The organism is Streptomyces sp. NPDC006207, assembly GCF_040613835.1.
Classification (GTDB): domain Bacteria; phylum Actinomycetota; class Actinomycetes; order Streptomycetales; family Streptomycetaceae; genus Actinacidiphila.
Window position 1 is genome coordinate 1 of record NZ_JBEXSX010000102.1, and the last position, 21,777, is coordinate 21,777.

Annotated in this window: 19 protein-coding genes; 9 read left to right on the top strand and 10 right to left on the bottom strand. The window is 72.1% G+C overall.

Annotated elements, in window-relative coordinates; translation table 11 throughout:
- The first annotated feature begins 118 nt into the window (after positions 1-118).
- From ABZ312_RS42770 to ABZ312_RS42785, 4 genes are all read left to right on the top strand, one after another.
- Complete coding sequence (locus tag ABZ312_RS42770; RefSeq protein WP_500330190.1) at positions 119-307, top strand: hypothetical protein; 189 nt, start codon at positions 119-121, stop codon at positions 305-307.
- A 55-nt stretch (positions 308-362) separates the two neighbouring features.
- Positions 363-767, top strand: coding sequence for a BlaI/MecI/CopY family transcriptional regulator (locus ABZ312_RS42775; protein WP_499513223.1), 405 nt, complete (start codon positions 363-365; stop codon positions 765-767).
- Positions 768-776: 9 nt separating this feature from the next.
- Positions 777-1,295, top strand: coding sequence for an amino-acid N-acetyltransferase (locus ABZ312_RS42780; protein WP_431962047.1), 519 nt, complete (start codon positions 777-779; stop codon positions 1,293-1,295).
- A 165-nt stretch (positions 1,296-1,460) separates the two neighbouring features.
- The gene (locus ABZ312_RS42785) at positions 1,461-1,802 is read left to right on the top strand and encodes a histone-like nucleoid-structuring protein Lsr2 (protein WP_499513224.1); all 342 of its coding nucleotides are present in this window, start codon (positions 1,461-1,463) and stop codon (positions 1,800-1,802) included.
- Here ABZ312_RS42785 and ABZ312_RS42790 read toward each other — a convergent pair.
- The gene (locus ABZ312_RS42790) at positions 1,733-2,260 is read right to left on the bottom strand and encodes an SCO3374 family protein (RefSeq protein ID WP_499513225.1); all 528 of its coding nucleotides are present in this window, start codon (positions 2,258-2,260) and stop codon (positions 1,733-1,735) included. The genes ABZ312_RS42785 and ABZ312_RS42790 overlap by 70 nt on opposite strands.
- Before the next feature lie 432 nt (positions 2,261-2,692).
- Between ABZ312_RS42790 and ABZ312_RS42795 the strand changes: the two genes are divergently transcribed.
- Both ABZ312_RS42795 and ABZ312_RS42800 read left to right on the top strand, forming a co-directional pair.
- Positions 2,693-5,209: an ATP-dependent Clp protease ATP-binding subunit gene (locus tag ABZ312_RS42795; RefSeq protein ID WP_499513226.1), complete on the top strand. Its 2,517-nt coding sequence runs from the start codon at positions 2,693-2,695 to the stop codon at positions 5,207-5,209.
- Positions 5,210-5,542: 333 nt separating this feature from the next.
- Positions 5,543-7,303, top strand: a complete 1,761-nt coding sequence (locus ABZ312_RS42800) for a ricin-type beta-trefoil lectin domain protein (RefSeq protein WP_500358812.1) — start codon at positions 5,543-5,545, stop codon at positions 7,301-7,303.
- Here the strand turns inward: ABZ312_RS42800 and ABZ312_RS42805 are convergent.
- A complete protein-coding gene (locus ABZ312_RS42805; protein WP_500440033.1) occupies positions 7,291-10,053 on the bottom strand; it encodes an NACHT domain-containing protein in 2,763 nt (920 codons plus the stop codon). The two genes, ABZ312_RS42800 and ABZ312_RS42805, sit on opposite strands and share 13 nt — an antisense overlap.
- 364 nt (positions 10,054-10,417) lie before the next feature.
- Here ABZ312_RS42805 and ABZ312_RS42810 point away from each other — a divergent pair, with 364 nt between their 5' ends.
- Positions 10,418-11,131, top strand: a complete 714-nt coding sequence (locus ABZ312_RS42810; RefSeq protein WP_500330185.1) for a M23 family metallopeptidase — start codon at positions 10,418-10,420, stop codon at positions 11,129-11,131.
- Here the strand turns inward: ABZ312_RS42810 and ABZ312_RS42815 are convergent.
- A complete protein-coding gene (locus ABZ312_RS42815; protein ID WP_500330184.1) occupies positions 11,113-11,697 on the bottom strand; it encodes a TetR/AcrR family transcriptional regulator in 585 nt (194 codons plus the stop codon). The two genes, ABZ312_RS42810 and ABZ312_RS42815, sit on opposite strands and share 19 nt — an antisense overlap.
- Positions 11,698-11,821: 124 nt before the next feature.
- Here ABZ312_RS42815 and ABZ312_RS42820 point away from each other — a divergent pair, with 124 nt between their 5' ends.
- Positions 11,822-13,366 carry an MDR family MFS transporter gene (locus ABZ312_RS42820; RefSeq protein WP_500330182.1) on the top strand — a complete coding sequence of 515 codons (1,545 nt, stop codon included), beginning with the start codon at positions 11,822-11,824 and terminating at the stop codon, positions 13,364-13,366.
- 132 nt (positions 13,367-13,498) lie between these two features.
- Here the strand turns inward: ABZ312_RS42820 and ABZ312_RS42825 are convergent, their stop codons facing one another.
- The 5 genes from ABZ312_RS42825 to ABZ312_RS42845 form a co-directional block, all read right to left on the bottom strand.
- A complete protein-coding gene (locus ABZ312_RS42825; RefSeq protein WP_500330181.1) occupies positions 13,499-14,860 on the bottom strand; it encodes a sensor histidine kinase in 1,362 nt (453 codons plus the stop codon).
- Positions 14,781-15,464 (bottom strand): two-component system response regulator CseB, encoded by a 684-nt coding sequence (gene cseB, locus ABZ312_RS42830; RefSeq protein WP_500330180.1) that lies wholly within the window; start codon positions 15,462-15,464, stop codon positions 14,781-14,783. The genes ABZ312_RS42825 and cseB overlap by 80 nt, the downstream gene beginning before the upstream one ends.
- Positions 15,457-16,161, bottom strand: a complete 705-nt coding sequence (locus ABZ312_RS42835) for a hypothetical protein (protein WP_500440034.1) — start codon at positions 16,159-16,161, stop codon at positions 15,457-15,459. The genes cseB and ABZ312_RS42835 overlap by 8 nt, the downstream gene beginning before the upstream one ends.
- Positions 16,146-16,715, bottom strand: a complete 570-nt coding sequence (locus ABZ312_RS42840) for a SigE family RNA polymerase sigma factor (protein ID WP_499513235.1) — start codon at positions 16,713-16,715, stop codon at positions 16,146-16,148. The genes ABZ312_RS42835 and ABZ312_RS42840 overlap by 16 nt, the downstream gene beginning before the upstream one ends.
- A 143-nt stretch (positions 16,716-16,858) precedes the next feature.
- Positions 16,859-17,746 (bottom strand): HhH-GPD family protein, encoded by an 888-nt coding sequence (locus tag ABZ312_RS42845; protein ID WP_500330176.1) that lies wholly within the window; start codon positions 17,744-17,746, stop codon positions 16,859-16,861.
- Positions 17,747-17,930: 184 nt separating this feature from the next.
- Between ABZ312_RS42845 and ABZ312_RS42850 the strand changes: the two genes are divergently transcribed.
- Entirely contained in the window at positions 17,931-18,758 is an 828-nt protein-coding gene (locus tag ABZ312_RS42850) for a hypothetical protein (protein ID WP_500330174.1), read from the top strand.
- 75 nt (positions 18,759-18,833) lie between these two features.
- Here ABZ312_RS42850 and disA read toward each other — a convergent pair whose 3' ends face one another.
- Entirely contained in the window at positions 18,834-19,964 is a 1,131-nt protein-coding gene (gene disA, locus ABZ312_RS42855) for a DNA integrity scanning diadenylate cyclase DisA (RefSeq protein WP_500330173.1), read from the bottom strand.
- 66 nt (positions 19,965-20,030) lie between these two features.
- Positions 20,031-21,419 (bottom strand): DNA repair protein RadA, encoded by a 1,389-nt coding sequence (radA, locus tag ABZ312_RS42860; protein WP_500330171.1) that lies wholly within the window; start codon positions 21,417-21,419, stop codon positions 20,031-20,033.
- Positions 21,420-21,777: the final 358 nt, after the last annotated feature.

Sequence of the window (21,777 nt, forward strand, 5' to 3'; positions counted from 1 at the left end):
GGGGGCCCCGCGCCGGCGCGGGGGGGGGCCGGGGCCACGGCTTCGTCCGACCGGGGGCCACATCCCGCGGTGGTGGTCCGCCGCGGGGCGCGCCAGGGGGCGTGGCTACCCTGGTGCCATGGACTACGTCTCCGCGCTCGTGCCCCCCACCGTGATGGCCATCGCGTTCACCTTCCTCATCCGGACGCTGATCAGGAGCCAGGGCGGGGTCAACAAGGCCAAGGAGGACGCGGTGGTCGACGCCGCGCTGTCCGGCGCGCAGCCCGCGGCCCAGCGGTCGGGCGGCATCGAGAAGCCTCGGGTATGACCTCGGGATTTCCGGCATTCCGGGCATTGCGCCCGTAAGCAACTAGTATTCGGGTGTGCCCCGTCCATTGGGAGACCTCGAAGACGCCGTGATGAGCCGGGTGTGGCGCTGGAACCGCCCGGTGACGGTGCGCGAGGTGCTGGAGGATCTCCGCCGGGAGCGCTCGATCGCGTACACGACGGTCATGACCGTAATGGACAACCTTCATCAGAAGGGCTGGCTCCGGCGGGAAGCCGAAGGACGCGCCTATCGCTATGAGGCGGTTTCCACTCGGGCCGCTTACTCGGCGGCACTCATGCACGAGGCGTGGGCCGCCAGTGACAACCCCGCGGCGGCCCTTGTCGCGTTCTTCGGCATGATGTCGGCGGAACAGCGAGAAGCCCTCCGTGACGCAATGCGGGTGGTGCAATCCGCTGATCCGGGTGACCCCGGGGAGACGGGCGGATCGGACGGGCGATAGCGTCCGCACATGCGCGCCGCATCAAATGACGTCACCATCCGCCGGGCCAGGACGGCCGACGTGCCGGCTGTCCGGCGACTGCTCGACGCCTATGTTCGCGACCGCATCCTGCTCGACAAGCCGACGGTGACGCTTTACGAGGACATCCAGGAGTTCTGGGTGGCCGAACACGACCAGGACGCCGAGGTGGTGGCCTGCGGCGCATTGCACGTGATGTGGGAGGACCTCGCCGAGGTGCGCACCCTCGCGGTCGATCCGGCGCAGCACGGCAAGGGCGTCGGGCATCTCGTGCTGGAGAAGCTGCTGCAGACCGCGCGGTGGCTGGGAGTGCGGCGAATTTTCTGCCTCACCTTCGAAGTGGACTTCTTCGCGAAGCACGGCTTCGTGGAGATCGGCGAGACGCCGGTCGACGGCGATGTCTTCGGTGAGCTGCTGCGGTCAAAGGACGAGGGCGTGGCCGAGTTCCTCGACCTCGAACGAGTGAAACCGAACACCTTGGGCAACAGCCGGATGCTGTTGCATCTGTGAGGCTGCCCACGGCGTCCGTCCGGCACAACAGTATGTCCGAAACGTTCCGGCGGAAGACCGCGGGGATGGTGGCCGGCCGGGAGCAGTTCGGGCAAGGGGTTTGAGTTTTCCGGGAAAAGGCGGTTTGCTTTTACCGGTTATCCGTATTCGATGAAAGGGAAGCCGGTGGCACAGAAGGTTCAGGTCCTTCTTGTTGACGACCTCGACGGCGGCGAGGCGGATGAGACCGTGACGTTCGCACTCGACGGAGTGACGTACGAGATCGACCTCACCACCGACAACGCCGACAAGCTGCGTGGTCTCCTCGGCCCGTACGTGGACAACGGCCGCCGTACCGGTGGCCGCGCCGGCCGGGGCCGCGCCGCGAAGGGCGCCTCCCGCGGGGGCGCCGCGAGCCAGGACACCGCGAAGATCCGCGCGTGGGCCAAGGAAGAGGGTTACGAGGTCAACGACCGCGGCCGTGTCCCCGCGCAGATCCGCGAGGCGTACGAGAAGGCGCACGGCTGATCGGTCCGGGCGACACGCAGCCGGACCCGGTGGCAGGCGGTCGCGAGCGCGGAGACCAGGGCCGTCAGGCCCACGGTCCCTCCGGAGCGTCCGTCCGCCGCGGGGTTGGGTTGCGTGCCGAGCGTCATGGCGGGCAGGGAGAACGGCGCGCCGGCGTGGCGCCCGCCGTCCGGAACGGGCGGCCGGAGCCAGGCCTGCGCGCCGTCGTCGTAGGCGGCCTCCCGCCCGCACAGCGGTACGAGGTCGAGCGGGATGCCGCTCCACTCCAGCCAGTCCAGCAGGCCGGGCAGTTCCTCGGCGCTGCCCGGGGCGACGAAGAAGCGCATCCGGTACCCCGCCAGGGCGACCGGTCCCGTCCGGGGCGCCGGGAAGCGGCCGAGCACCTCGTGCCCCGCCTCGGCGGGGACGTCGAGGGCGTCCGCGTGTTCCAGGGTCGCCGGGACCCGTGAGGCCTGCATGCCCTGCGCAACGCTCCCCGGGGGTCCCGGGTTACGACGCGGGTCACCGGGAGTGCCCGGCCGGCCGGTTCCCGTCACCCTCCGTGAATCCCCAGGACGCAAGCCTGTTCGCCTATAGCAGACAGCGGGCGTGCTCCCGGCATGGACTGTCCGTGCAGGCGGGTAAGAAATACCTAGTGGGAACGGACGACGGCCATGTCGGACAGGCGGGGCGTTCGCCCTCGGCGTACTGGATAAAGGGCTATCCGCCTGGCCTGCGGGAACATCGTCTCGCACCATCGGGTTGAGGCTGTTGTCGACGGCGCGGGGGTTAACGACCTCGCAAGGTGTCGACGGTTGAAGTGAGCTGCCCCGCTGTGCGGGACTAGCATGCGGAAGGACAGGGAGGGGACACGCCCCTAACTGCCCGACCGCTCTGAGGAGCGATTAACGATGTTCGAGAGGTTCACCGACCGCGCGCGGCGGGTTGTCGTCCTGGCTCAGGAAGAAGCCCGGATGCTCAACCACAACTACATCGGCACCGAGCACATCCTCCTGGGCCTTATCCACGAGGGTGAGGGTGTCGCCGCTAAGGCCCTGGAGAGCCTCGGGATTTCGCTCGAGGCGGTCCGCCAGCAGGTTGAGGAGATCATCGGACAGGGGCAGCAGGCCCCGTCCGGCCACATCCCCTTCACCCCCCGGGCCAAGAAGGTCCTGGAGCTGTCGCTCCGCGAGGCCCTCCAGCTCGGCCACAACTACATCGGCACCGAGCACATCCTGCTCGGCCTGATCCGCGAGGGCGAGGGCGTCGCGGCCCAGGTCCTCGTGAAGCTGGGCGCCGATCTCAACCGGGTGCGGCAGCAGGTCATCCAGCTGCTCTCCGGCTACCAGGGCAAGGAGGCCGCCACCGCAGGCGGTCCGGCCGAGGGCACCCCCTCGACCTCGCTCGTCCTGGACCAGTTCGGCCGCAACCTCACGCAGGCCGCTCGTGAGACCAAGCTCGACCCGGTCATCGGGCGCGAGAAGGAGATCGAGCGCGTGATGCAGGTGCTGTCGCGCCGCACCAAGAACAACCCCGTCCTCATCGGCGAGCCCGGCGTCGGCAAGACCGCCGTCGTCGAGGGCCTGGCCCAGGCCATCGTCAAGGGCGAGGTCCCGGAGACGCTGAAGGACAAGCAGCTCTACACCCTGGACCTCGGCGCCCTGGTGGCCGGCTCCCGGTACCGCGGTGACTTCGAGGAGCGCCTGAAGAAGGTGCTCAAGGAGATCCGCACCCGCGGCGACATCATCCTGTTCATCGACGAGCTCCACACCCTGGTGGGTGCGGGCGCCGCCGAGGGCGCGATCGACGCCGCCTCGATCCTCAAGCCGATGCTCGCCCGCGGCGAGCTGCAGACCATCGGCGCCACCACGCTCGACGAGTACCGCAAGCACCTGGAGAAGGACGCGGCCCTGGAGCGCCGCTTCCAGCCCATCCAGGTCGCTGAGCCGTCGCTGCCGCACACCATCGAGATCCTCAAGGGCCTGCGGGACCGCTACGAGGCCCACCACCGCGTGTCCATCACGGACGCCGCCCTGGTGGCCGCGGCGACCCTCGCCGACCGCTACATCTCGGACCGCTTCCTGCCGGACAAGGCGATCGACCTGATCGACGAGGCCGGTTCCCGGATGCGCATCCGCCGGATGACCGCGCCGCCGGACCTGCGCGAGTTCGACGAGAAGATCGCCGACGTGCGCCGGGAGAAGGAGTCCGCGATCGACTCGCAGGACTTCGAGAAGGCCGCTTCCCTCCGCGACAAGGAGAAGCAGCTGCTCTCCGCGAAGACCAAGCGGGAGAAGGAGTGGAAGGCCGGCGACATGGACGTCGTCGCCGAGGTCGACGAGGAGCTGATCGCCGAGGTCCTGGCCACCGCCACGGGCATCCCGGTCTTCAAGCTCACCGAGGAGGAGTCCTCGCGTCTGCTGCGCATGGAGGACGAGCTGCACAAGCGCGTCATCGGCCAGAAGGACGCGATCAAGGCCCTCTCGCAGGCCATCCGCCGTACGCGGGCCGGTCTGAAGGACCCCAAGCGCCCCGGTGGCTCGTTCATCTTCGCCGGCCCGTCCGGTGTCGGTAAGACCGAGCTCTCCAAGACGCTCGCCGAGTTCCTCTTCGGCGACGAGGACGCGCTGATCCAGCTCGACATGTCCGAGTTCAGCGAGAAGCACACCGTCTCGCGGCTGTTCGGCTCCCCGCCCGGATACGTCGGCTACGAGGAGGGCGGCCAGCTCACCGAGAAGGTGCGCCGCAAGCCGTTCTCGGTCGTCCTCTTCGACGAGGTCGAGAAGGCCCACCCGGACATCTTCAACAGCCTGCTGCAGATCCTGGAGGACGGTCGCCTGACCGACTCCCAGGGCCGGGTCGTGGACTTCAAGAACACGGTCATCATCATGACCACCAACCTCGGCACCCGGGACATCTCCAAGGGCTTCAACCTCGGCTTCGCGGCCGCGGGTGACGTCAAGACCGGGTACGAGCGGATGAAGGCCAAGGTCGGCGAGGAGCTCAAGCAGCACTTCCGCCCCGAGTTCCTGAACCGTGTCGACGACATCGTGGTCTTCCACCAGCTCAGCGAGGAAGACATCATCCAGATCGTCGACCTCATGATCGCCCGGGTGGACGAGCGCCTCAGGGACAAGGACATGGGCATCGAGCTCAGCCCCGAGGCCAAGTCGCTGCTCGCCAAGCGGGGCTACGACCCCGTGCTGGGCGCCCGGCCGCTGCGCCGGACGATCCAGCGCGAGATCGAGGACGTGCTCTCCGAGAAGATCCTCTTCGGCGAGCTGCGCACCGGTCACATCGTGGTCGTGGGCACCGAGGGCGAGGGCGAGAACATCAAGTTCACCTTCCGGGGTGAGGAGAAGGTCGCCGTCGCCGACGCGCCTCCGGTCGAGGCGGCCGGCGGGCCGAACCTCAGCAAGGAAGCGTAACCGCAAGTAATCGCACAGCGATCCGACCCCGTCCGCACATTAGTGCGGGCGGGGTCGTCGCGTTTTGTGTTCCCCATGAACCCACCCTTGTTGCGCCGGTTGCATTTGTGGAAAGGTGAGCGATGTTCAGCACGGACTCCTCCTTCTCCGTGCTCCGGCCGGTGTCGTGCCGTCATTCCGGCAGGCATTCGAAAAGATCAGCCGAGAGTGAGGAGAGGCCACCTTGCCCCTTCACCGGCGCCCCGGCCTCACCTCCCCCCACGTAGCTGCGTCCCGCGCCGGCGCATTGGTTCGTACTTTTCCCGGCGGGGCGAACGCGGAAGGAAACTCTCGTTGAAGGAATCCCCGCATCCGAATTCCGCGCACCCCGGCCGGCTGTTCGGCGTACCGGACGAGGCGTTGTCCGGAGAGATCGGAAAGCCCCTGGGAAAGGAAGGCGCGCACCAGCCGTTCGAGGAGTTGCTGGCCCGCCATTGGCGGCCGGTCTCCGAGTACGCGGAGTTGTGCACGGTCTCCGGACACGCCGCCGGCATCCTCGCGGCGGCCGCGTTCACCCGGGTCTTCGTCGACACCCTGCGGCTGACCGGGCCCTCGGCGGCCTGGCGCCCCGAACTCCTGATCACCGTCCACAAGATCGCCGAGGAGTGGGCCGTCGACCGCCGGCGCGCCTGGCTCCACCGGCGGTTGCGGCCCCGCCCCGACCAGACCGACACCCGCCTGGCGGTACCGGAGAACCGCCGGCTGGCGAACCGGGCCTTCATGCGGCTGCCCGAGCCCGCCCGCTGCCTGCTCTGGCACGCCGAGGTCGACGCCGAGCCGCTCGACGTGCCGGCCGGGCTGCTGGGCATCGACCCGGAGCGGGCGGCGGCCCAGCTGGAGCTCGCCCGTACCCGCTTCCGCGAGGCCTGCGTCCAGGCGCACCGGGACCTCGCGCCGTACGAGGCCTGCCTGCAGTTCAGCCGTCTGCTGGACATCTCCATCCACCGCGGGGGCGCCGGTCTCGTCCCCGACCTGCAGCGGCACATAGCCCGGTGCGACCACTGCCGGTACGCGGCCGAGCAGCTCGACCACTCCGGGGACCGGCTAGGCGTGCTGATCGCCGAGGCGGTGCTGGTCTGGGAGGCGCGGGGCTACTTCGACTCCCGCCCCACCCGCCGGGCGGCCCGTGACAACGATGCCGGGAAGGGCTCCGGCGGTTCTCCCGGGCGGCGCCACGGCGGCCGCAGGCGCCGCGCCGCGAGCGGCGGCCGCCGGGGGCTCGCCGCGACCCTCCTGGGCATCGGCGGCTGCGCGCTGGTGACCGCCCTGGTGGTCGGCCTCAGCACCACCGGCGGCGGTAGCGACGACCGTGCCTCCGGTACGGCGCCCACCGCGGCCACGGCGTCCCCCACCGCCTCGGCCTCGGTCACCACCTCGGGCACCGCGCCGGGCACGGTCACCGCCGACCCCGTCCCCACCGACGGGCTCCGCGGCCGGCTCCGGAACAACGGCGACGACCTGTGCATCGACCTGTCCGGCCGCCGCACCGTGATCGGCACCGGGGCGGCCACCGCGCGCTGCGACTCCGGTGCCACGCAGTTCTGGTCGTACGAGCCGGACGGGCTCATGCGGAGCGTCGCCCAGCCCGCGTACTGCCTCAACTCCCACCGCGGCCCCGCGCTGGAACTGGGTCTGTGCACGGCGTCCTTCGTCACCGGCGCCGAGGACGTGCGCTACGACCTCACCCTGACCGGGGACCTCATCCCCCGCTGGAATCAGCAGCTCGCGGTCGCCCCCGAGGGCCGCGAGCCGGGTGCGCAGGTCGTCCTGCGGCCCCGCGACGGCCGGCCCGTCCAGCGCTGGACCTTCGACACCTCCGTCGCCCCGCCCCGCTTCCAGTCGGTGGCGTACACCACCGGCTCGCAGTTGCTCGCCGGCTCGACCCGGGTGGCCGCGCTGCCCTCGGCGCCGCCGGGCCCGACGCCCACGGCCACCGGTTCCCCGACCCCCGGCGGGGAGTCCTGCGAGGGGGACTGCGACGGCGACGACGGCGACGGCTGGGGCCACGGCGGCTGGGACGGCTGGGGGGACCGGGATCGCGGCTACCGTCCCTGACCCGGTCCCGGGACGACGGTCACGTGCGCGGGCAGCCGGTCGGCCCCGGCGAGACGGTCGGCCGGCAGCGGGATGCGCACGGTCAGCGGCCCGGGGTGGGCCGCCAGCGGTGACAGGTCGAACCGGCCGTCGGCCGGGGCGGCCAGCTCCAGCTCCCGCAGCGCGGGCAGCCCGCCAATCGACCCCCAGTCGGCGGGCGTGCCCGGACCGAGCAGCGCGAGCCTGCGCAGGCCCCGCTGGCCCGCCAGGAATCGCAGGTCGGGCAGCGCGCAGTCCTTCAGCCTGACCTCGGTGAGGGCGAGCCCGGCCACGTACCCGGTCAGCTCGTCCACGGGCAGCTCGCCCCGCAGGTCGAGGCGGGTGGGCCGCAGAGCGAGCCTGCGCAGTTCGCGCAGCTGGTCGGCGGAGCGGACGGTGAAGTCCAGGCCGTCCGGGTCGAGACGGGCGACGACCTCCTGCGCGTACACGGCGCAGTCGAAGCGGTGCCAGGACCACATCAGCTGGGCGCGGACGCGCACGGACGGGTGCGCGGCGAAGCGGCCCAGATAGCCGGCGGCCCGGTCCGAGGGCAGGTGGCAGGCCGTGACCACGACGTGGAGCGCGTCCTCGTCGCAGAGCCCGTCGGGGCCGGGGAGCAGGTCCAGGACGAGCGGTCCGGCCTCCGCCAGGGCGCGGGCCTCGGCCGCGTCGGCGGGCGGGACGAGCGCGGCGGCGCGCCGTTCCACGGCCCCGCGCACGGCCGGGTCGAGGGCGGTGGCGTGCTCCAGGCAGGCGGCGGCGAGCAGGTGGAGCCGTGCCCGGGTGCGCCGGTCCGCGGCGAGGTCACCGCGGTCGAGGAGGTCCTGGAGGATCGCGGCGCGCTCGCTCGGACGGGCGAGCGCCACGGCCATGCGCAGGACGTCCTCCCACCGGTCGTCGGCGGCGTGGGCGGCGAGCAGCCCGAAGTCGCCCTCCTCGACGGCGGCGCGGGCGCCCAGGTAGTCCTGGAAGGTGCGGTGCACGAAGTCGACCGTGCCGGGTGCGGGCCGGCGCAGCACGCCGCCCCGGTCGAGGAGGTGGGTGAGGACGGCGGCGGCGTCGCCGAGGGCGGCGGCCTCGGGGACGGCGGGCAGCGCCCGCGCGACGACGGCCTCGGCCCGGTCGAGGTCCATCTCGGTGCGGCCGTTGCGGACCAGCCAGTGCGCCAGCCGCTGCAGCAGCTCGATCTGCGCCTCCTCGCGCAGCGGCACGACGGCCGCCTCCCGTTCGCGGTCCCGGCGGACCAGCAGCATCGACAGGGCGGCGGCGTACAGGTCCTTCCTGGCCCGCGGGAGGTAGCCGCGACGGTCGTGGTGCAGGGCGCAGATCAGGCCGCACATCAGGGGGTTGGTGGCGAGCCGGCCGAGGTCCGGCTCGGCCCGCACGGCGCTCAGCAGGCCGTCGGCGTACCCGGCCGCCTCCGGCCCCGCGGCGGCGTGCCAGCGGCGGACGAAGGCGGTGACGTCGGCGGGGCCCATGGGGGTCAGGGCCAGCTCGGTGAAGCCCTCCCCGGCCAGCCAGTCCTGCCGTACGGCGGAGGGGCGGGAGGTGACCAGCCAGCGGTTGCCGGGATGGGCGTCGAGCAGGTCGCGGAGCCAGGCCCGGGCGCGGCGGCGTTCGGCGTCCGGGATCTCGTCGATGCCGTCGACCAGCAGCAGCCCGCGGCCCTCGGTCAGGACCCGGGTCTCCCAGCCGGCGGGCTGGGTACCGGCGAGCGGGCAGCCGGAGGCGGCGAGGAAGCCGGGGGGCGCGGGCAGGCGTTCGCCGTGACGGGTGAGGGTGCGCAGCGGGAGGACGAACGGGATCCGGTCCTCCAGGTACGCCATGCCTTCGTCCGGCTCCTGGCGCGCGCAGGCGATCGCCAGCCACTGCACGAGCGTGGTCTTCCCCGACCCGGCCTCGCCGCGCAGCAGGACCCGCTCGTGCGCGGCGAGCGCGCGGTCGGCGGCGCGGGGTCCCCCGAGCCCCTCCATCCCACCGTGCAGAGGCCCACCGTGCGGAGGCCCACCGTGCGGAGGCCCACCGTCCGGGGGCCCGGCCGACGGTGCCGCCTCCAGGCTGAGGTAGGCGGTGGCCAGAGGCCAGCGGTCCGGGGTGTCCGCCAGATCGAGGCCGTGGATCGTGAGCCGCCCGTGCTTCTTCGCGACGTACGCCAGGTAGCGCCGCTCGAAGGCCGCGTCCTCGCCGCCCGGCAGCGGGGTGCGGGCGATGAGTTCGTCGACGCGGGCGGTCAGGTCGCCCAGCGTCCGGCTCTGCTCGACCAGGGTGGCGGCGACGAAGGTCGAGCGCTGGGTGAAGAAGTGCAGGATGTGCAGGCAGGCCGTGTCGAGCAACCGTGCGTGGAAGTGCGCCCCGTCGGCGCTGAGCTCCCGCTCCGGGGATCCGGCCGCACGGCGCAGGGCGCGGGCGAACGCGGCGTGCCCGAGGCCCACGGCCTGCAGGTCGGTGAGGTCGAGGTCGCCCAGGGCCCGCAGGGAGGTCGCGAGGGCGTCCACGACGGCGGTCTCCTCGTCGGCGCCGACGGGGCGTTCCCCGGTGCGCAGGGCCTGGCGCACCAGCTTGGCGGCCAGGGCGCGCAGGTCCGCGTCGGTGAGGGTGCGCTTCTCGCCCCTGAAGGAGACGCGGGAGGAGATGCGGACCGGCCGGTCCAGCAGGCCCGCGCCGGGTCCCTCGGTCACGAAGAGCCTCTTGACCAACGGCCCCGCGACGGCCGACGCCAGCCGTACGCCCACGGCAGAAGGATCCACGTACCCGCCCCCCCGTCGTGCGGTTCGCGCGGTTTTCCCATTCCGCGCTCCGCATGTTCCCGGATTTCCCGTTCCGTGTGACCCGGGCCACGGGACCTAGGTCCCGAAGGGCAATTCCCTTTGGTCCCGAGGCCGGTGACGTGACCCACGTGACTTGGGCCACGTACGAATCACCTTAGGGGACTTGAACCCTTGCCGCAGGCGGGGAAGCGGGCCTCGCGAGGTGACGGATACGAAAGGCGGTAGTAAACATAGGGGCTTGTCCGGCGCCGGAATGTCGGGTTACCAAGGGATCGCGGCGAACGCACCGCAATGTTCTTGTCCGGCTATTTCCGCGAGGTAATTCCGAATGCGCATGCCCAAGATCTCGAGCTCCCTCCTCCGTGGCCGTCGTACCGTCGTCACCGCCGGCGTCTGCGCCTCGCTGGCACTCGGTGCGGCAGGGACGGCCATGGCGGAGACGCAGAGCGGGAGCCTGCTGGGCCTCGGCGCGGCCGGGAAGCTGGCGGACGTCACCCGGGCGCAGGCCGACGTGCAGCAGCGTGCCGCCCAGGCCGTGAAGGCCGACCGCCACGCACGCGCCGAGCTGCACCGCAAGCACCAGAACCACGTGACGCAGTCCCAGAAGGGCGCCCCGCAGGCGCAGGCCCGCAGCAACAGCGGCTGGTCGGTCCCGGTCAAGAAGTACGCGCTGTCCGCCGGTTACATGCAGAACGGCGCCCGCTGGGCGCACAAGCACTCCGGCCAGGACTTCGCCGTGCCGATCGGCACCAACGTCCACGCCGTGAGCGCCGGCACCGTGGTCGAGGCGGGCTGGGGCGGCGCCTACGGCAACAACATCGTGATCCGCCACGCCAACGGCATGTACTCGCAGTACGGCCACCTGTCGAAGATGCAGGTGCGCATCGGCCAGCACGTCGGCCAGGGCCAGCAGATCGCGCTGTCCGGCAACACCGGCAACAGCACCGGACCCCACCTGCACTTCGAGATCCGCAAGACCCCGTACTACGGCTCGTCCGTCAACCCGCTGCCCTACCTGCGGGCTCACGGCGTGTCGGTCTGACCCCGGTAGGTCTGGGCGATCAGCTCCTGGGCGACCTCGAGGACGGCGGCACGCTTGTCCTCGGGGTCGCCCTCGAGGTTCTGCATGGCGAACATCCCCGCGTGCATCGCGAAGACCGCGGTGATCGAGCGCACCTGGTCGGTCAGCGGTGCGTCCGGGTCCTTGAGCAGGGAGTGGACGGCGAGCAGCTTGGTCTTGAAGGTCTCGCCGATGCTCAGGTCGCGGACGGTGGCCTGGTTCTCCTGGATGAAGCGGAACAGCGGTCCGGCGCTCCACAGCGCGTCCGCGTAGCGGCGCAGCACCTCGCACTTGGTCTCCAGGGTGCGCGGCTGCTCCGTGGCCCAGGCGATCAGCTCGTCGACCGGTGAGGCGAGGTCCTCGACGATGCTGTTGAGGATGTCCTCCTTGGTCCTGAAGTGGTAGTACAACGCCGCTTTGGTCACGTCCAGGTGCTCGGCGATCTCGCGCAGGGACGTCTTCTCGTATCCCTGCTCGGCGAAGAGTTGCAGCGCGACGTCCTGGATGCGGCGTCGCGTATCACCTCTGCGTGCGTGGGGCGTTGCCATGGGCGAACTTTAACTTACTTGACGCCCGGCTAGTAAGCCGCATACTGTCAGGGTGCCCCAGGCAACTAGCCGGGCGGCAGGTAAGCAACCGAAGACAAGCAAGAAACAAGTAGGGGAGCTTGTGATGGCGGACACCGCCGACACCCCGCAGCGCAGCGTGCGCGTGGTGTTGTTCGGGCTCATGATCGCGATGTTGCTCGCGATGCTGGACAACATGATCATCGGCACCGCGATGCCCACCATCGTGGGCGAGCTGGGCGGCCTGGAGCACCTGTCGTGGGTGGTCACCGCGTACACGCTGGCCACCGCCGCATCGACGCCCGTCTGGGGCAAGCTCGGCGACCTGTACGGCCGCAAGGGCATCTTCATGTCGTCGATCGTGATCTTCCTGATCGGATCGGCGCTGTCCGGCATGGCGCAGGACATGGGCCAGCTGATCGCCTTCCGCGCCGTGCAGGGCCTGGGCGCCGGCGGTCTGATCGTCGGTGTGATGGCGATCATCGGTGACCTGATCCCGCCGCGGGAGCGCGGCAAGTACCAGGGCATGATGGCCGGCGTCATGGCGGTCGCCATGATCGGCGGACCGCTCGTCGGCGGCAGCATCACCGACAACTGGGGCTGGCGCTGGAGCTTCTACATCAACCTCCCGCTCGGCGTGGTCGCCCTGTTCATGATCTCGGCGGTGCTGCACCTGCCGAAGAAGCAGATCAAGACCAGCATCGACTACCTCGGCACGGTGCTGCTCACCGTCAGCATCACCTCGCTGGTCCTGCTCACCACCTGGGGTGGCAACCAGTACGCGTGGGGCTCGCCGCAGATCCTGGGCCTGCTGGTGCTCGGCCTGGCCGCGCTGGCCGCCTTCCTCTTCGTGGAGAACCGCGTCGCCGAGCCGGTCATCCCGCTGCACATCTTCCACAGCCGCAACTTCTCGCTGATCTCGGTGATCGGCTTCCTGGTCGGCTTCGTGATGTTCGGCGCGATGACCTTCCTGCCGCTGTACCAGCAGACCGTCCAGGGCGCCTCCGCGACCAACTCCGGCCTCCTGCTGCTGCCGCTGCTGCTGGCGATGATGGTCGTCTCGCTGATCGCCGGCCGGATCACCACCCAGACCGGCAAGTACAAGATCTTCCCGATCGTCGGCGGCGGCCTGATGACCGTCGGCCTCTACCTGCTGTCCACGATGGACACCGGCACCACTCGCTTCGTCTCCGGCGTGTGGATGGCCGTGCTCGGCGCGGGCATGGGCTTCCTGATGCAGATCACGATGCTGATAGCGCAGAACAGCGTCGAGATGAAGGACATGGGCGTCGGCTCCTCGTCCTCCACGCTCTTCCGGACGATCGGCGGCTCCTTCGGCGTCGCCCTCTTCGGAGCGATCTTCACCCACCAGGTGCAGAACACCATGACGGACCGCCTCGGCGGCGCTGCCGCGGGCGCCGCGTCCGGCTCCGCCCAGCTGGACCCGGCGGGCCTGGCCAAGCTGCCCCCGGCCGTCAAGGACGCCTACCTGCACGCCGTCGCCGGCGGCACGCACCACGTCTTCCTGTGGGGCGCCGCGGTCAGCGTCATCGGCTTCCTGCTGGCCTTCTTCGTCAAGGAGATCCCGCTGCGCTCGGCGCCGACCACGCCCAGCACCGAGGAAGCGGTCGCCGCGGTCGAGGTCGTCTGAGCCTGCGGCCCACCCCGCCCCACCCGCTGCCGATGCTCGCACGGGGGTCGTCGTCCGACCCGCGTGCGAGCATCGTCCGTTCGGCGGGGAACCTGCGGCCCACGGCGTGGGACGGCCGCGTCGGACCCGCCGTCACTCGCGGGGCAGCAGCAAGCGGGCGACCGCACCGCCGCCCTCCTCCTCGGGCACGTTGCGGAAGGTGAGACGGGCGCCGAGGACGCGGGTCTGACCGGTGGCGATGGTCAGCCCCAGACCGTGGCCGCTGCCGGCCCGGTCGCTGCTGCCCGTGCGGAAGCGGCTCGGGCCGTCGCGGAGCAGGTCGCGGGGGAAGCCCGGGCCGTGGTCGCGGACCTCCACGTACGGGCCGTCGACGGTGACCTCGACGGGCGGCCGGCCGTGCCGCCCGGCGTTCGCCAGCAGGTTGCCCAGGACGCGCTCCAGCCGGCGCGGGTCGGTGCGGACGACGGCGTCGTCGCGGACGGTCACGGTCGCCTCGGGAGCCGCGGCCGCGACCCTGCGCCGTACGAAGTCGCCGAGCGCCACGTCCTGGAGGTCGGCCTGCTCGGCGGCGCCGTCCAGCCGGGCGACCTCCAGGACGTCCTCGACGAGCGTGCGCAGCGCCTGCGAGCGGTCCCTGACCAGCTCGGAGGGGCGGCCCGGCGGCAGCAGCTCGGCCGCGGTGACCAGCCCCGTCACCGGGGTGCGCAGCTCGTGGGCGATGTCCGCGGTGACCCGGCGCTCCGCCTCCAGCCGGCCGGCCAGGACGTCCGCCATGGCGTCCACGGCGCGCGCCAGCTCGTCCGTCTCGTCCCGGACCCGGCCGCCGATCGCGTCGCGCACCCGTACGTTCGTCTCCCCGTCGGCCACCCGGCCGGCCGCCTCGGCCGCCTTGCGCAGCCGCCGGGACAACTGCCCGCCGATGAGCACGCCCAGCGCCGTGCCGCCCACGACGACCGCCGACGAGCCGATGACCAGCGCCTGGTCCAGGTCCTCCAGGACCGAGAAGCGGTCGGTGAACGCCGAATTGAGGGACAGGACCTTGCCGTCCGCCAGCGGGGTCTCCGCCCACACCACGGGCGCGCCGCCGGTGTCGGAGACGTAGGTGGCCCGCTTGCCCTCCCGGGCCAGCCGCTTCAGCGGCGCGGGCAGGTCCGGGTCGTCCAGCCGGGCGTCGAAGGTGAGCCGGCCGGTGGACTCGTAGATCCGCTGGGCGAACTGCACCCGCTCGTTCTGCACGTCACGGGAGTTGTCGATCATGCTGGCCCGGGCCGCGTTGTGCACCACCAGGCTCAGCACCAGCGCGACCAGCGCCGACACCACGGCGATCGCCACGCAGACCTTCCAGCGCAGCCCGATCTTCGGCAGCGGACGGGCCCTCCTCGCGACGGGGCCCCCGGGACGCGCGGTCACCGCGTCAGCCCCTGAGCTTGTAGCCGAAGCCGCGCACCGTCTCGATGCGCTCCTGCCCGATCTTCGCCCGCAGCCGCTGCACATGGACGTCCACCACCCGGGTGTCGCCGCCCCACTCGTAGTCCCAGACCCGCTCCAGCAGCCGGTCCCGGGACAGCACCGTCCCCGGCGCCGCCGAGAACTCCAGCAGCAGCCGCATCTCCGTGGGCGTCAGCGCCAGGCGGTCGCCGGCGCGCCGCACCTCCATGCCCTCCGGGTCCACCTCCAGGTCCCCGAAGGTCAGCGCCCCGGTCCCGGCCGGGGGCTCGTCCGCCGCGGCCACCCGGAAGCGCCGCAGCACCGCCCGCATGCGGGCGGTCAGCACGGCCCCGTCGAAGGGCTTGGTGACGTAGTCGTCGGCACCCGCCTCCAGGCCCAGCACGACGTCGATCGAGTCGGCCCGCGCCGAGAGCATGATCACCGGTACCGTCGACTCGTCCCGGATGCGCCGGCACAGGCTCACCCCGTCCAGGCCCGGCACCATCACGTCCAGCAGCGCCAGGTCAGGCTGCCGGGCGCGGAACGCCTCCAGCCCGGCCAGGCCGTCCGGCACGGCGGTCACGTCGAAGCCGTCGCGCTCCAGCGCCAGGGTCGTCGCCTCGCGGATGACGTCGTCGTCCTCGACGAACAGCACGTGCGTGTCAGCCATGCGGACCGCTCCCGGTGCCGTCGTCCGTCTCGTAGTCGCGGTGGGAGAACGAGACCTCCTCGAAGCGGGAGCCGTTCCACCGGTACGTGGTCACGTCCTCGCCCGAGGGGTTGGAGACCGCGTCCTGCGGCTCGTACACCTGGTGGGTCACCTTCAGGGTGCCGTCGCCGATCTCGGCGAAGACGGGGGGCTGCTCGTCGGCGAAGACGTTGACGTACGCGCCGTCCACCCGGCGGTAGACGTAGCTCCCGATGCCCACGCTGTCCGCGCAGGTCGAGACGTTGACCACCAGGTCCGTGCCGTCCCCGCCGGTCAGCCGGCCCGAGCGACGGTCCACCGGGTACGGCTGCTCCGCGGCCTTCGGGCGGCTCCCCGCACCCGTGGACGGCGCGGCGCAGGCCACCAGGCTGTCCCGGATGTCCCGGGCCACCTTCGGGTCGTGCTTCACCAGGCGCACCACGTCCGCGGCGGCCTTGGCGCCCACCGCCCGCGGGTCCGCCGACCGCCCGCCGTCCAGCGTGCGGGCGTCCGGGACCGGCGCCGACACCGAGGGGGACGGCAGGGCGGGGGAGGCGACCGCGGCGGTGCCCTCCTCGCGCACGCCGCCGGCGTCGCGGCAGCTGGTCACGGCGACGAGTGCCCCGCACACCGCGACAGCGGCGGCAGCGGTGCCCACCGGGACTACGCTGCGGCGCACACGCCCTCCGTCCTGCCCGTGGCGGGCTCCACGGGCCTTCCGTATCCGTTGCTCTGCCGCTCGAGCTCGGCGCGCAGCCGCGCCAGCGCCCGGTGCAGCGTGCTCTTCACGGTACCCACCGACATGCCCAGCGCGTGCGCCGTCTCCTCCGTGCTGAGCTGCCGGTAGTGGCGCAGCAGCACCACCTGGCGCTGCTTGGGGGCCAGCATGCCGAGCGCGTCCAGCAGCATCGCCCGGTCGGCCCGCTGGTCGGCGCCGTCGTCCACGGAACCCTCCGGCAGCTCGGGGGTCGGCACCTCCTCCAGCCGGCGGGCGCGCCACCACTCGGTACGGGTGTTGATCATCACCCGGCGCATGTACGCGTCGGCCAGGTTCTTGTCGGCGATGTCGCCCCAGCGCGGGTAGGTGCGGGCCAGCGCCGTCTGCACGAGGTCCTGGGCGTCGATCGGGTCGGGGACGAGCCGGCGCGCGCTGCGCAGCAGGGCCTCCTGCCGGTTCCGCACGTACTCCTCGAAGTCCATGACCTGGGCTGTCCCCTGGGCGTTCGCCGCCATGGCGTCCCTCCGTCCGGCGCGCTTGATTACGACCAGGTCGACGCTACGGAGCGGATGTACGGCTTTCGCGACCACCGCCGCACAGCGGACCCACAGCCACCCATCGGTTGTGTAACGACAGGGCCGTCCGGAGTGTGCGGCGCTCAGCCGGGCAGCCGGTACAGACCGTCCTCGAGGGGTTCCACCAGGCCGTCGGCGACCAGGCCGTCCAGGGCCCGGGCGCGCTGGACGGGCTCCTGCCACACGGCGTCCAGCTCGGCCTGCGGCACCGGCTCCGTGGCCTCGCGCAGCACGGCCAGCAGCCTGCCCCGGACCTGGCGGTCGGTACCGGCGTACGTCTGGCCGCGGCGGGGCGGTCCCTCGTGCGCGGGGGAGCCGGCCAGCCGCCAGGCGCACTGCCCGGCGATCGGGCAGCGCACGCACTCGGGCCCACGGGCGGTGCAGATCAGGGCGCCCAGTTCCATCGTGGCCGCGGCCCAGCGGGCGGCGGTGGCCTCGTCGGCGGGGAGCATCCGGTGGGCGATCCGGCGCTCGGCGGCGGTCGTCGCGTTCGGCGGGTACTCCACACCGGTCACGGCGCGCGCGAAGACCCGGCGCACATTGGTGTCCAGCACCGCGTGCCGCTGCCCGTACGCGAAGGAGGCCACCGCGGCGGCCGTGTACTCGCCGACCCCCGGGAGGGCCAGCAACTCGGCATGCTCCGTGGGCACTTCACCGCCGTGCAGCTGGGCGATCGCGGTCGCCGCGGCATGCAGCCGCAGCGCCCGGCGCGGATAGCCGAGCCGGCCCCAGGCGCGGACCGCCTCCCCGGAGGGCTCCGCCGCGAGGGCGCCCGGCGTGGGCCAGCGCTCCAGCCACGTCCCGTACACCGGCAGGACCCGGCTGACCGGGGTCTGCTGCAGCATGAACTCGCTGACCATGACGCCCCAGGCGCCCGCTTCGGGACGCCGCCACGGAAGGTCCCGGGCGTTGTCGTCGAACCAGTCGATCACGGGGGAGTGCAGTTGCTGGTGGTCGCGGTCGTCGTTCATAGCGCCTCCGATCCTACGTCCCCGGGGCCGCCGCGGCAGGCAGCGCGAAACGGGTGAGGGAGCTCCCCGGAACGGAGGGGAGATCTGCTGATCAATCACACAAGTTGCCAGCGTGCCGCGCGTGCCTTGGTCCGATTCAAGGGAAACCGCATAAGGTTTGCGCGTGGGCTCAATGCGCAATCCCGTGGGACCTCTCCCGTCCTCCATCTACTGGCGGCGACGGGCGGTTGTGCTGCTCCTGGTCGGGCTGCTCACCGTCCTCGTCGTATGGGCCGTCAACTCCCGTGACGGCGGGGGGAACAGCGCCAACGGGCCGGACGGCCGTTCACCCGCGCCGTCCATCACCCCCGGCCCGTCCGCGAGCGGTCCGCTCAACAGCTCCCGCCCGGGCGGCTCGGTCGGCGGTGGTTCCGGCGGCGACGACGGCGGTGACGCCACGGACGGCGGCGCCGGCGACTCCGGCGCCACGGACGGCAGTTCGCAGGGCGCCGACTCCGGTGGCGGCGACGGAGGCACGGACGCCGGTGCCTCGGGTGCCGCGGACGCGGGTGGTTCCGGCGGCGGTGGCGGTGGGAGCGGCAGCGGCGGTGCGCAGTTGCCCGCGGGCTCCTCGCTGCCCAACTGCGGGCCGGGCGTCTCGCTGAGCGTGCGCAGCACCGACAACGCCTACGAGCCCGGTGAGCGGCCCCGGTTCACGCTGACCGCGACCAACCCCTCCGCCACCGCCTGCAAGCTGGACTTCGGCCCGGACTCGGCGGTCTTCTCCATCAGCGACGTCAACGACCACCACGTGTGGGCCAGCGACGACTGCCCCAAGAGCCGTGCCCCGTACCTGCTGCAGGTCCCGGCGGGCGGCTCGACCTCGTACGACGTCGAGTGGGACCGCCGGACGAGCTCCCCGCGGTGCGCCACGCCCAAGGGCGGGGCGGCCCCGTACGGCACCTACCTGCTCGAGGTGAAGCTCCCGGGCCGCTCCGCGAAGCAGACGTCCTTCGTCCTGAAGAACGTCTAGGACGTCCGGGGCGGCCAGGACGCCCGGACGTCCGGCACGGGGCGGGACCCCCGGGACCTCCGGGACCCCCAGGCCTCAGACGTAGCGTTCCAGGATGGAGGACTCCGCGAGGCGCGACAGCCCCTCGCGGACGGAGCGGGCCCGGGCCTCGCCGACGCCGTCGACCGTCTGCAGGTCGTCCACGCTCGCGGCGAGCAGCTTCTGCAGCCCGCCGAAGTGCTCGACCAGCCGCTCCACGATCGTGTTCGGCAGCCGGGGCACCTTCGCCAGCAGCCGGTAACCGCGCGGCGAGACCGCGGAGTCCAGCGCCTCGGGGGAGCCGGCATAGCCCAGCGCCCTTGCCACGGTGGGGAGTTCGAGCAGCTCGCCCTGCGGCAGCGAGTCCAGTTCGGTGAGCGCCTCGGGGACCGTGCGGCTGCGCTTGGCGGTCGGCTCCGGCACGTAGTCGCGGACGACCAGCTCGCGCTCGGGCTCGACGCCCGCGATCAGCTCGTCCAGTTGCAGGGAGAGCAGCCGGCCGTCGGTGCCCAGCTCGACGACGTACTCCGCGATCTCCGTGGCGATCCTGCGCACCATCTCCAGGCGCTGCGCGACCGCCGTGACGTCCCGGACGGTGACCAGGTCCTCGATCTCCAGGGCGGAGAGGGTGCCCGCGACCTCGTCCAGGCGCAGCTTGTAGCGCTCCAGGGTGGCCAGCGCCTGGTTGGCGCGGGAGAGGATGGCCGCGGAGTCCTCCAGGACGCGGCGCTGACCGGCCACGTACAGGGCGATCAGCCGCATCGACTGGCTGACGGAGACGACCGGGAAGCCGGTCTGGATGGAGACCCGCTGCGCGGTGCGGTGCCGGGTGCCGGTCTCCTCGGTGGGGATCGACGCGTCCGGCACCAGCTGGACCCCGGCCCGCACGATCTTGGTGATGTCCCGGTCGAGGATGAGGGCGCCGTCGAGCTTGCACAGCTCGCGCAGCCTGGTGGCGCTGAACTCGACATCCAGCACGAAACCGCCGGTGCACAGTGATTCGACGGTCTTGTCCATGCCCAGCACGATGAGGCCGCCGGTGTTGCCGCGCAGGACCCGCTCGAGGCCGTCCCGAAGGCCCGTGCCGGGGGCCACGGCGCTCAGGGAGGCGCGCATCAGACCCTCACCGCCCGAGCCCTCGCGACTCCAGGCCTTGCCGGGAGCTGACGCCCGGTCGTTGGCTGCCACTGCTCTCCTCCGGTCGTACGGATGCCCGGATGGGCGAGACCAGGGCAAAGTTTACCGTCGGAAGGGTCAGGGACGTGGGGCCCTCTTGGGCAGGACGCGCAAGGCGTCCCCTATGTCCGCCACCTCCGTCACCTTCATCCCCGACGGGATCTTCCCCGGGTCCGGCGGCACGAGGGCGTGGGTGAAGCCCAGCCGGGCCGCCTCGGCGAGCCTGCGCTGCACCCCGGTGACCCTCCTGACCTCGCCCGCCAGGCCCACCTCACCCACCGCGACCAGGTTCTTCGGCAGCGGCGTGTCGATCGCGGCGCTGGCCAGGGCGAGCGCCACCGCCAGGTCGGCGGCCGGCTCCCCGAGCTTCACGCCGCCGACGGTCGCCGTGTAGATGTCCTGCTTGCCGATCGACCGGATCCGGCCGCGCTGCTCCAGCACCGCCAGCATCATCGACACCCGGGAGTTCTCCAGGCCGGAGGTCGTACGGCGCGGGGAGGGGATCTGGGTGTCGACGGTCAGCGCCTGCACCTCGGCGACCAGTGGGCGCTTGCCCTCCAGGGTGACCGTCAGGCACGTGCCGGGGACCGGCTCGTCGCGCCGGGTCAGGAAGAGGCCGGACGGGTCGGCCAGGCCCGTGATGCCCTCGTCGTGCAGCTCGAAGCAGCCGACCTCGTCGGTGGCGCCGTAGCGGTTCTTGATGCCCCGGATCAGCCGCAGGCGGGCGTGGCGGTCGCCCTCGAAGGACAGCACCACGTCCACCAGGTGCTCCAGCAGCCGGGGGCCCGCGATCGCGCCGTCCTTGGTGACGTGGCCGACGAGGAGCGTCGACATGCCGCGCTCCTTCGAGGCGCGGATGAGCGCGCCCGCCACCTCGCGGACCTGGGCCATGCCGCCGGGGGCTCCGTCGATCTCGGGGGAGGCGACCGTCTGCACCGAGTCCAGGATCAGCAGCGAGGGCTTGACGTCGTCCAGATGCCCCAGCACCGCCGACAGGTCGGTCTCGGCGGCGAGGTAGAGGTGGTCGGACAGGGCGCCGATGCGGTCGGCCCGCAGCCGTACCTGCGACGCGGACTCCTCACCGGTCACGTAGAGCGTGCGCGCCTGGGGCCCGGCCGCCTTCGCGGCGACGTCCAGCAGCAGCGTCGACTTGCCGACGCCCGGCTCCCCCGCGAGCAGCACCACGGCCCCGGGCACCAGCCCGCCGCCCAGGACCCGGTCCAGCTCCGGCACGCCCGTGCCGCGCGCGGTGGCCTGGCGGCCGTCCACCTGCCCGATCGGCTTGGCCGGCGTCGTCACCCGGCCGGCCGCGGTCGTGCGCACCGGCGACGCGCCGCCGTACTCCTCGACCGTGCCCCACGCCTGGCACTCACCGCAGCGGCCGAGCCACTTGACGGTCGTCCAGCCGCACTCCGTGCAGCGGTACGACGGACGGTCCTTGGAAGCGGGGCGGGTGCGGGCAGCCATGTGCCGCACGCTATCGGGTGCCACCGACAACGCCGCACCGCCCGGGGCGCGGGTCCCTGCCGTCCCGCTCCGGAAAAGGCTCGCGCACGTGGCCGGAGGGTCACCCGACGGGGTGAGCGGCGTGTGCTCTTTCGGGCGGGATCACCACCCATTTGGATTAAAGCCCGCCGTGATGCCTGAGGGTGTACGGGTCGTGGTCCTACCGTCACGGAGTGATGAGCAGCAGGTCTGACACACCCTCCCAGACAACCGGCGCGCACCGCCGACACCGCGCGCCGGTCCAGCGTGGCCGCACCGCGCCGGGGACCCCGGGGTCCCCGAAAGGAAGAGCGGCCGGTAGGGTAAGAATGTAAAACTA

What these genes read in the sequence shown, in the direction of transcription:
- ABZ312_RS42770 (WP_500330190.1), top strand. Translation starts at nt 119, where the DNA reads ATGGACTACGTCTCCGCGCTCGTGCCCCCCACCGTGATGGCCATCGCG.
- ABZ312_RS42780 (WP_431962047.1), top strand. Translation starts at nt 777, where the DNA reads ATGCGCGCCGCATCAAATGACGTCACCATCCGCCGGGCCAGGACGGCC.
- ABZ312_RS42790 (WP_499513225.1), bottom strand. Translation starts at nt 2,260, where the DNA reads ATGCAGGCCTCACGGGTCCCGGCGACCCTGGAACACGCGGACGCCCTC.
- ABZ312_RS42795 (WP_499513226.1), top strand. Translation starts at nt 2,693, where the DNA reads ATGTTCGAGAGGTTCACCGACCGCGCGCGGCGGGTTGTCGTCCTGGCT.
- ABZ312_RS42810 (WP_500330185.1), top strand. Translation starts at nt 10,418, where the DNA reads ATGCGCATGCCCAAGATCTCGAGCTCCCTCCTCCGTGGCCGTCGTACC.
- ABZ312_RS42815 (WP_500330184.1), bottom strand. Translation starts at nt 11,697, where the DNA reads ATGGCAACGCCCCACGCACGCAGAGGTGATACGCGACGCCGCATCCAG.
- ABZ312_RS42820 (WP_500330182.1), top strand. Translation starts at nt 11,822, where the DNA reads ATGGCGGACACCGCCGACACCCCGCAGCGCAGCGTGCGCGTGGTGTTG.
- ABZ312_RS42825 (WP_500330181.1), bottom strand. Translation starts at nt 14,860, where the DNA reads ATGTGCAGCGGCTGCGGGCGAAGATCGGGCAGGAGCGCATCGAGACGG.
- cseB (WP_500330180.1), bottom strand. Translation starts at nt 15,464, where the DNA reads ATGGCTGACACGCACGTGCTGTTCGTCGAGGACGACGACGTCATCCGC.
- ABZ312_RS42840 (WP_499513235.1), bottom strand. Translation starts at nt 16,715, where the DNA reads ATGGCGGCGAACGCCCAGGGGACAGCCCAGGTCATGGACTTCGAGGAG.
- ABZ312_RS42845 (WP_500330176.1), bottom strand. Translation starts at nt 17,746, where the DNA reads ATGAACGACGACCGCGACCACCAGCAACTGCACTCCCCCGTGATCGAC.
- radA (WP_500330171.1), bottom strand. Translation starts at nt 21,419, where the DNA reads ATGGCTGCCCGCACCCGCCCCGCTTCCAAGGACCGTCCGTCGTACCGC.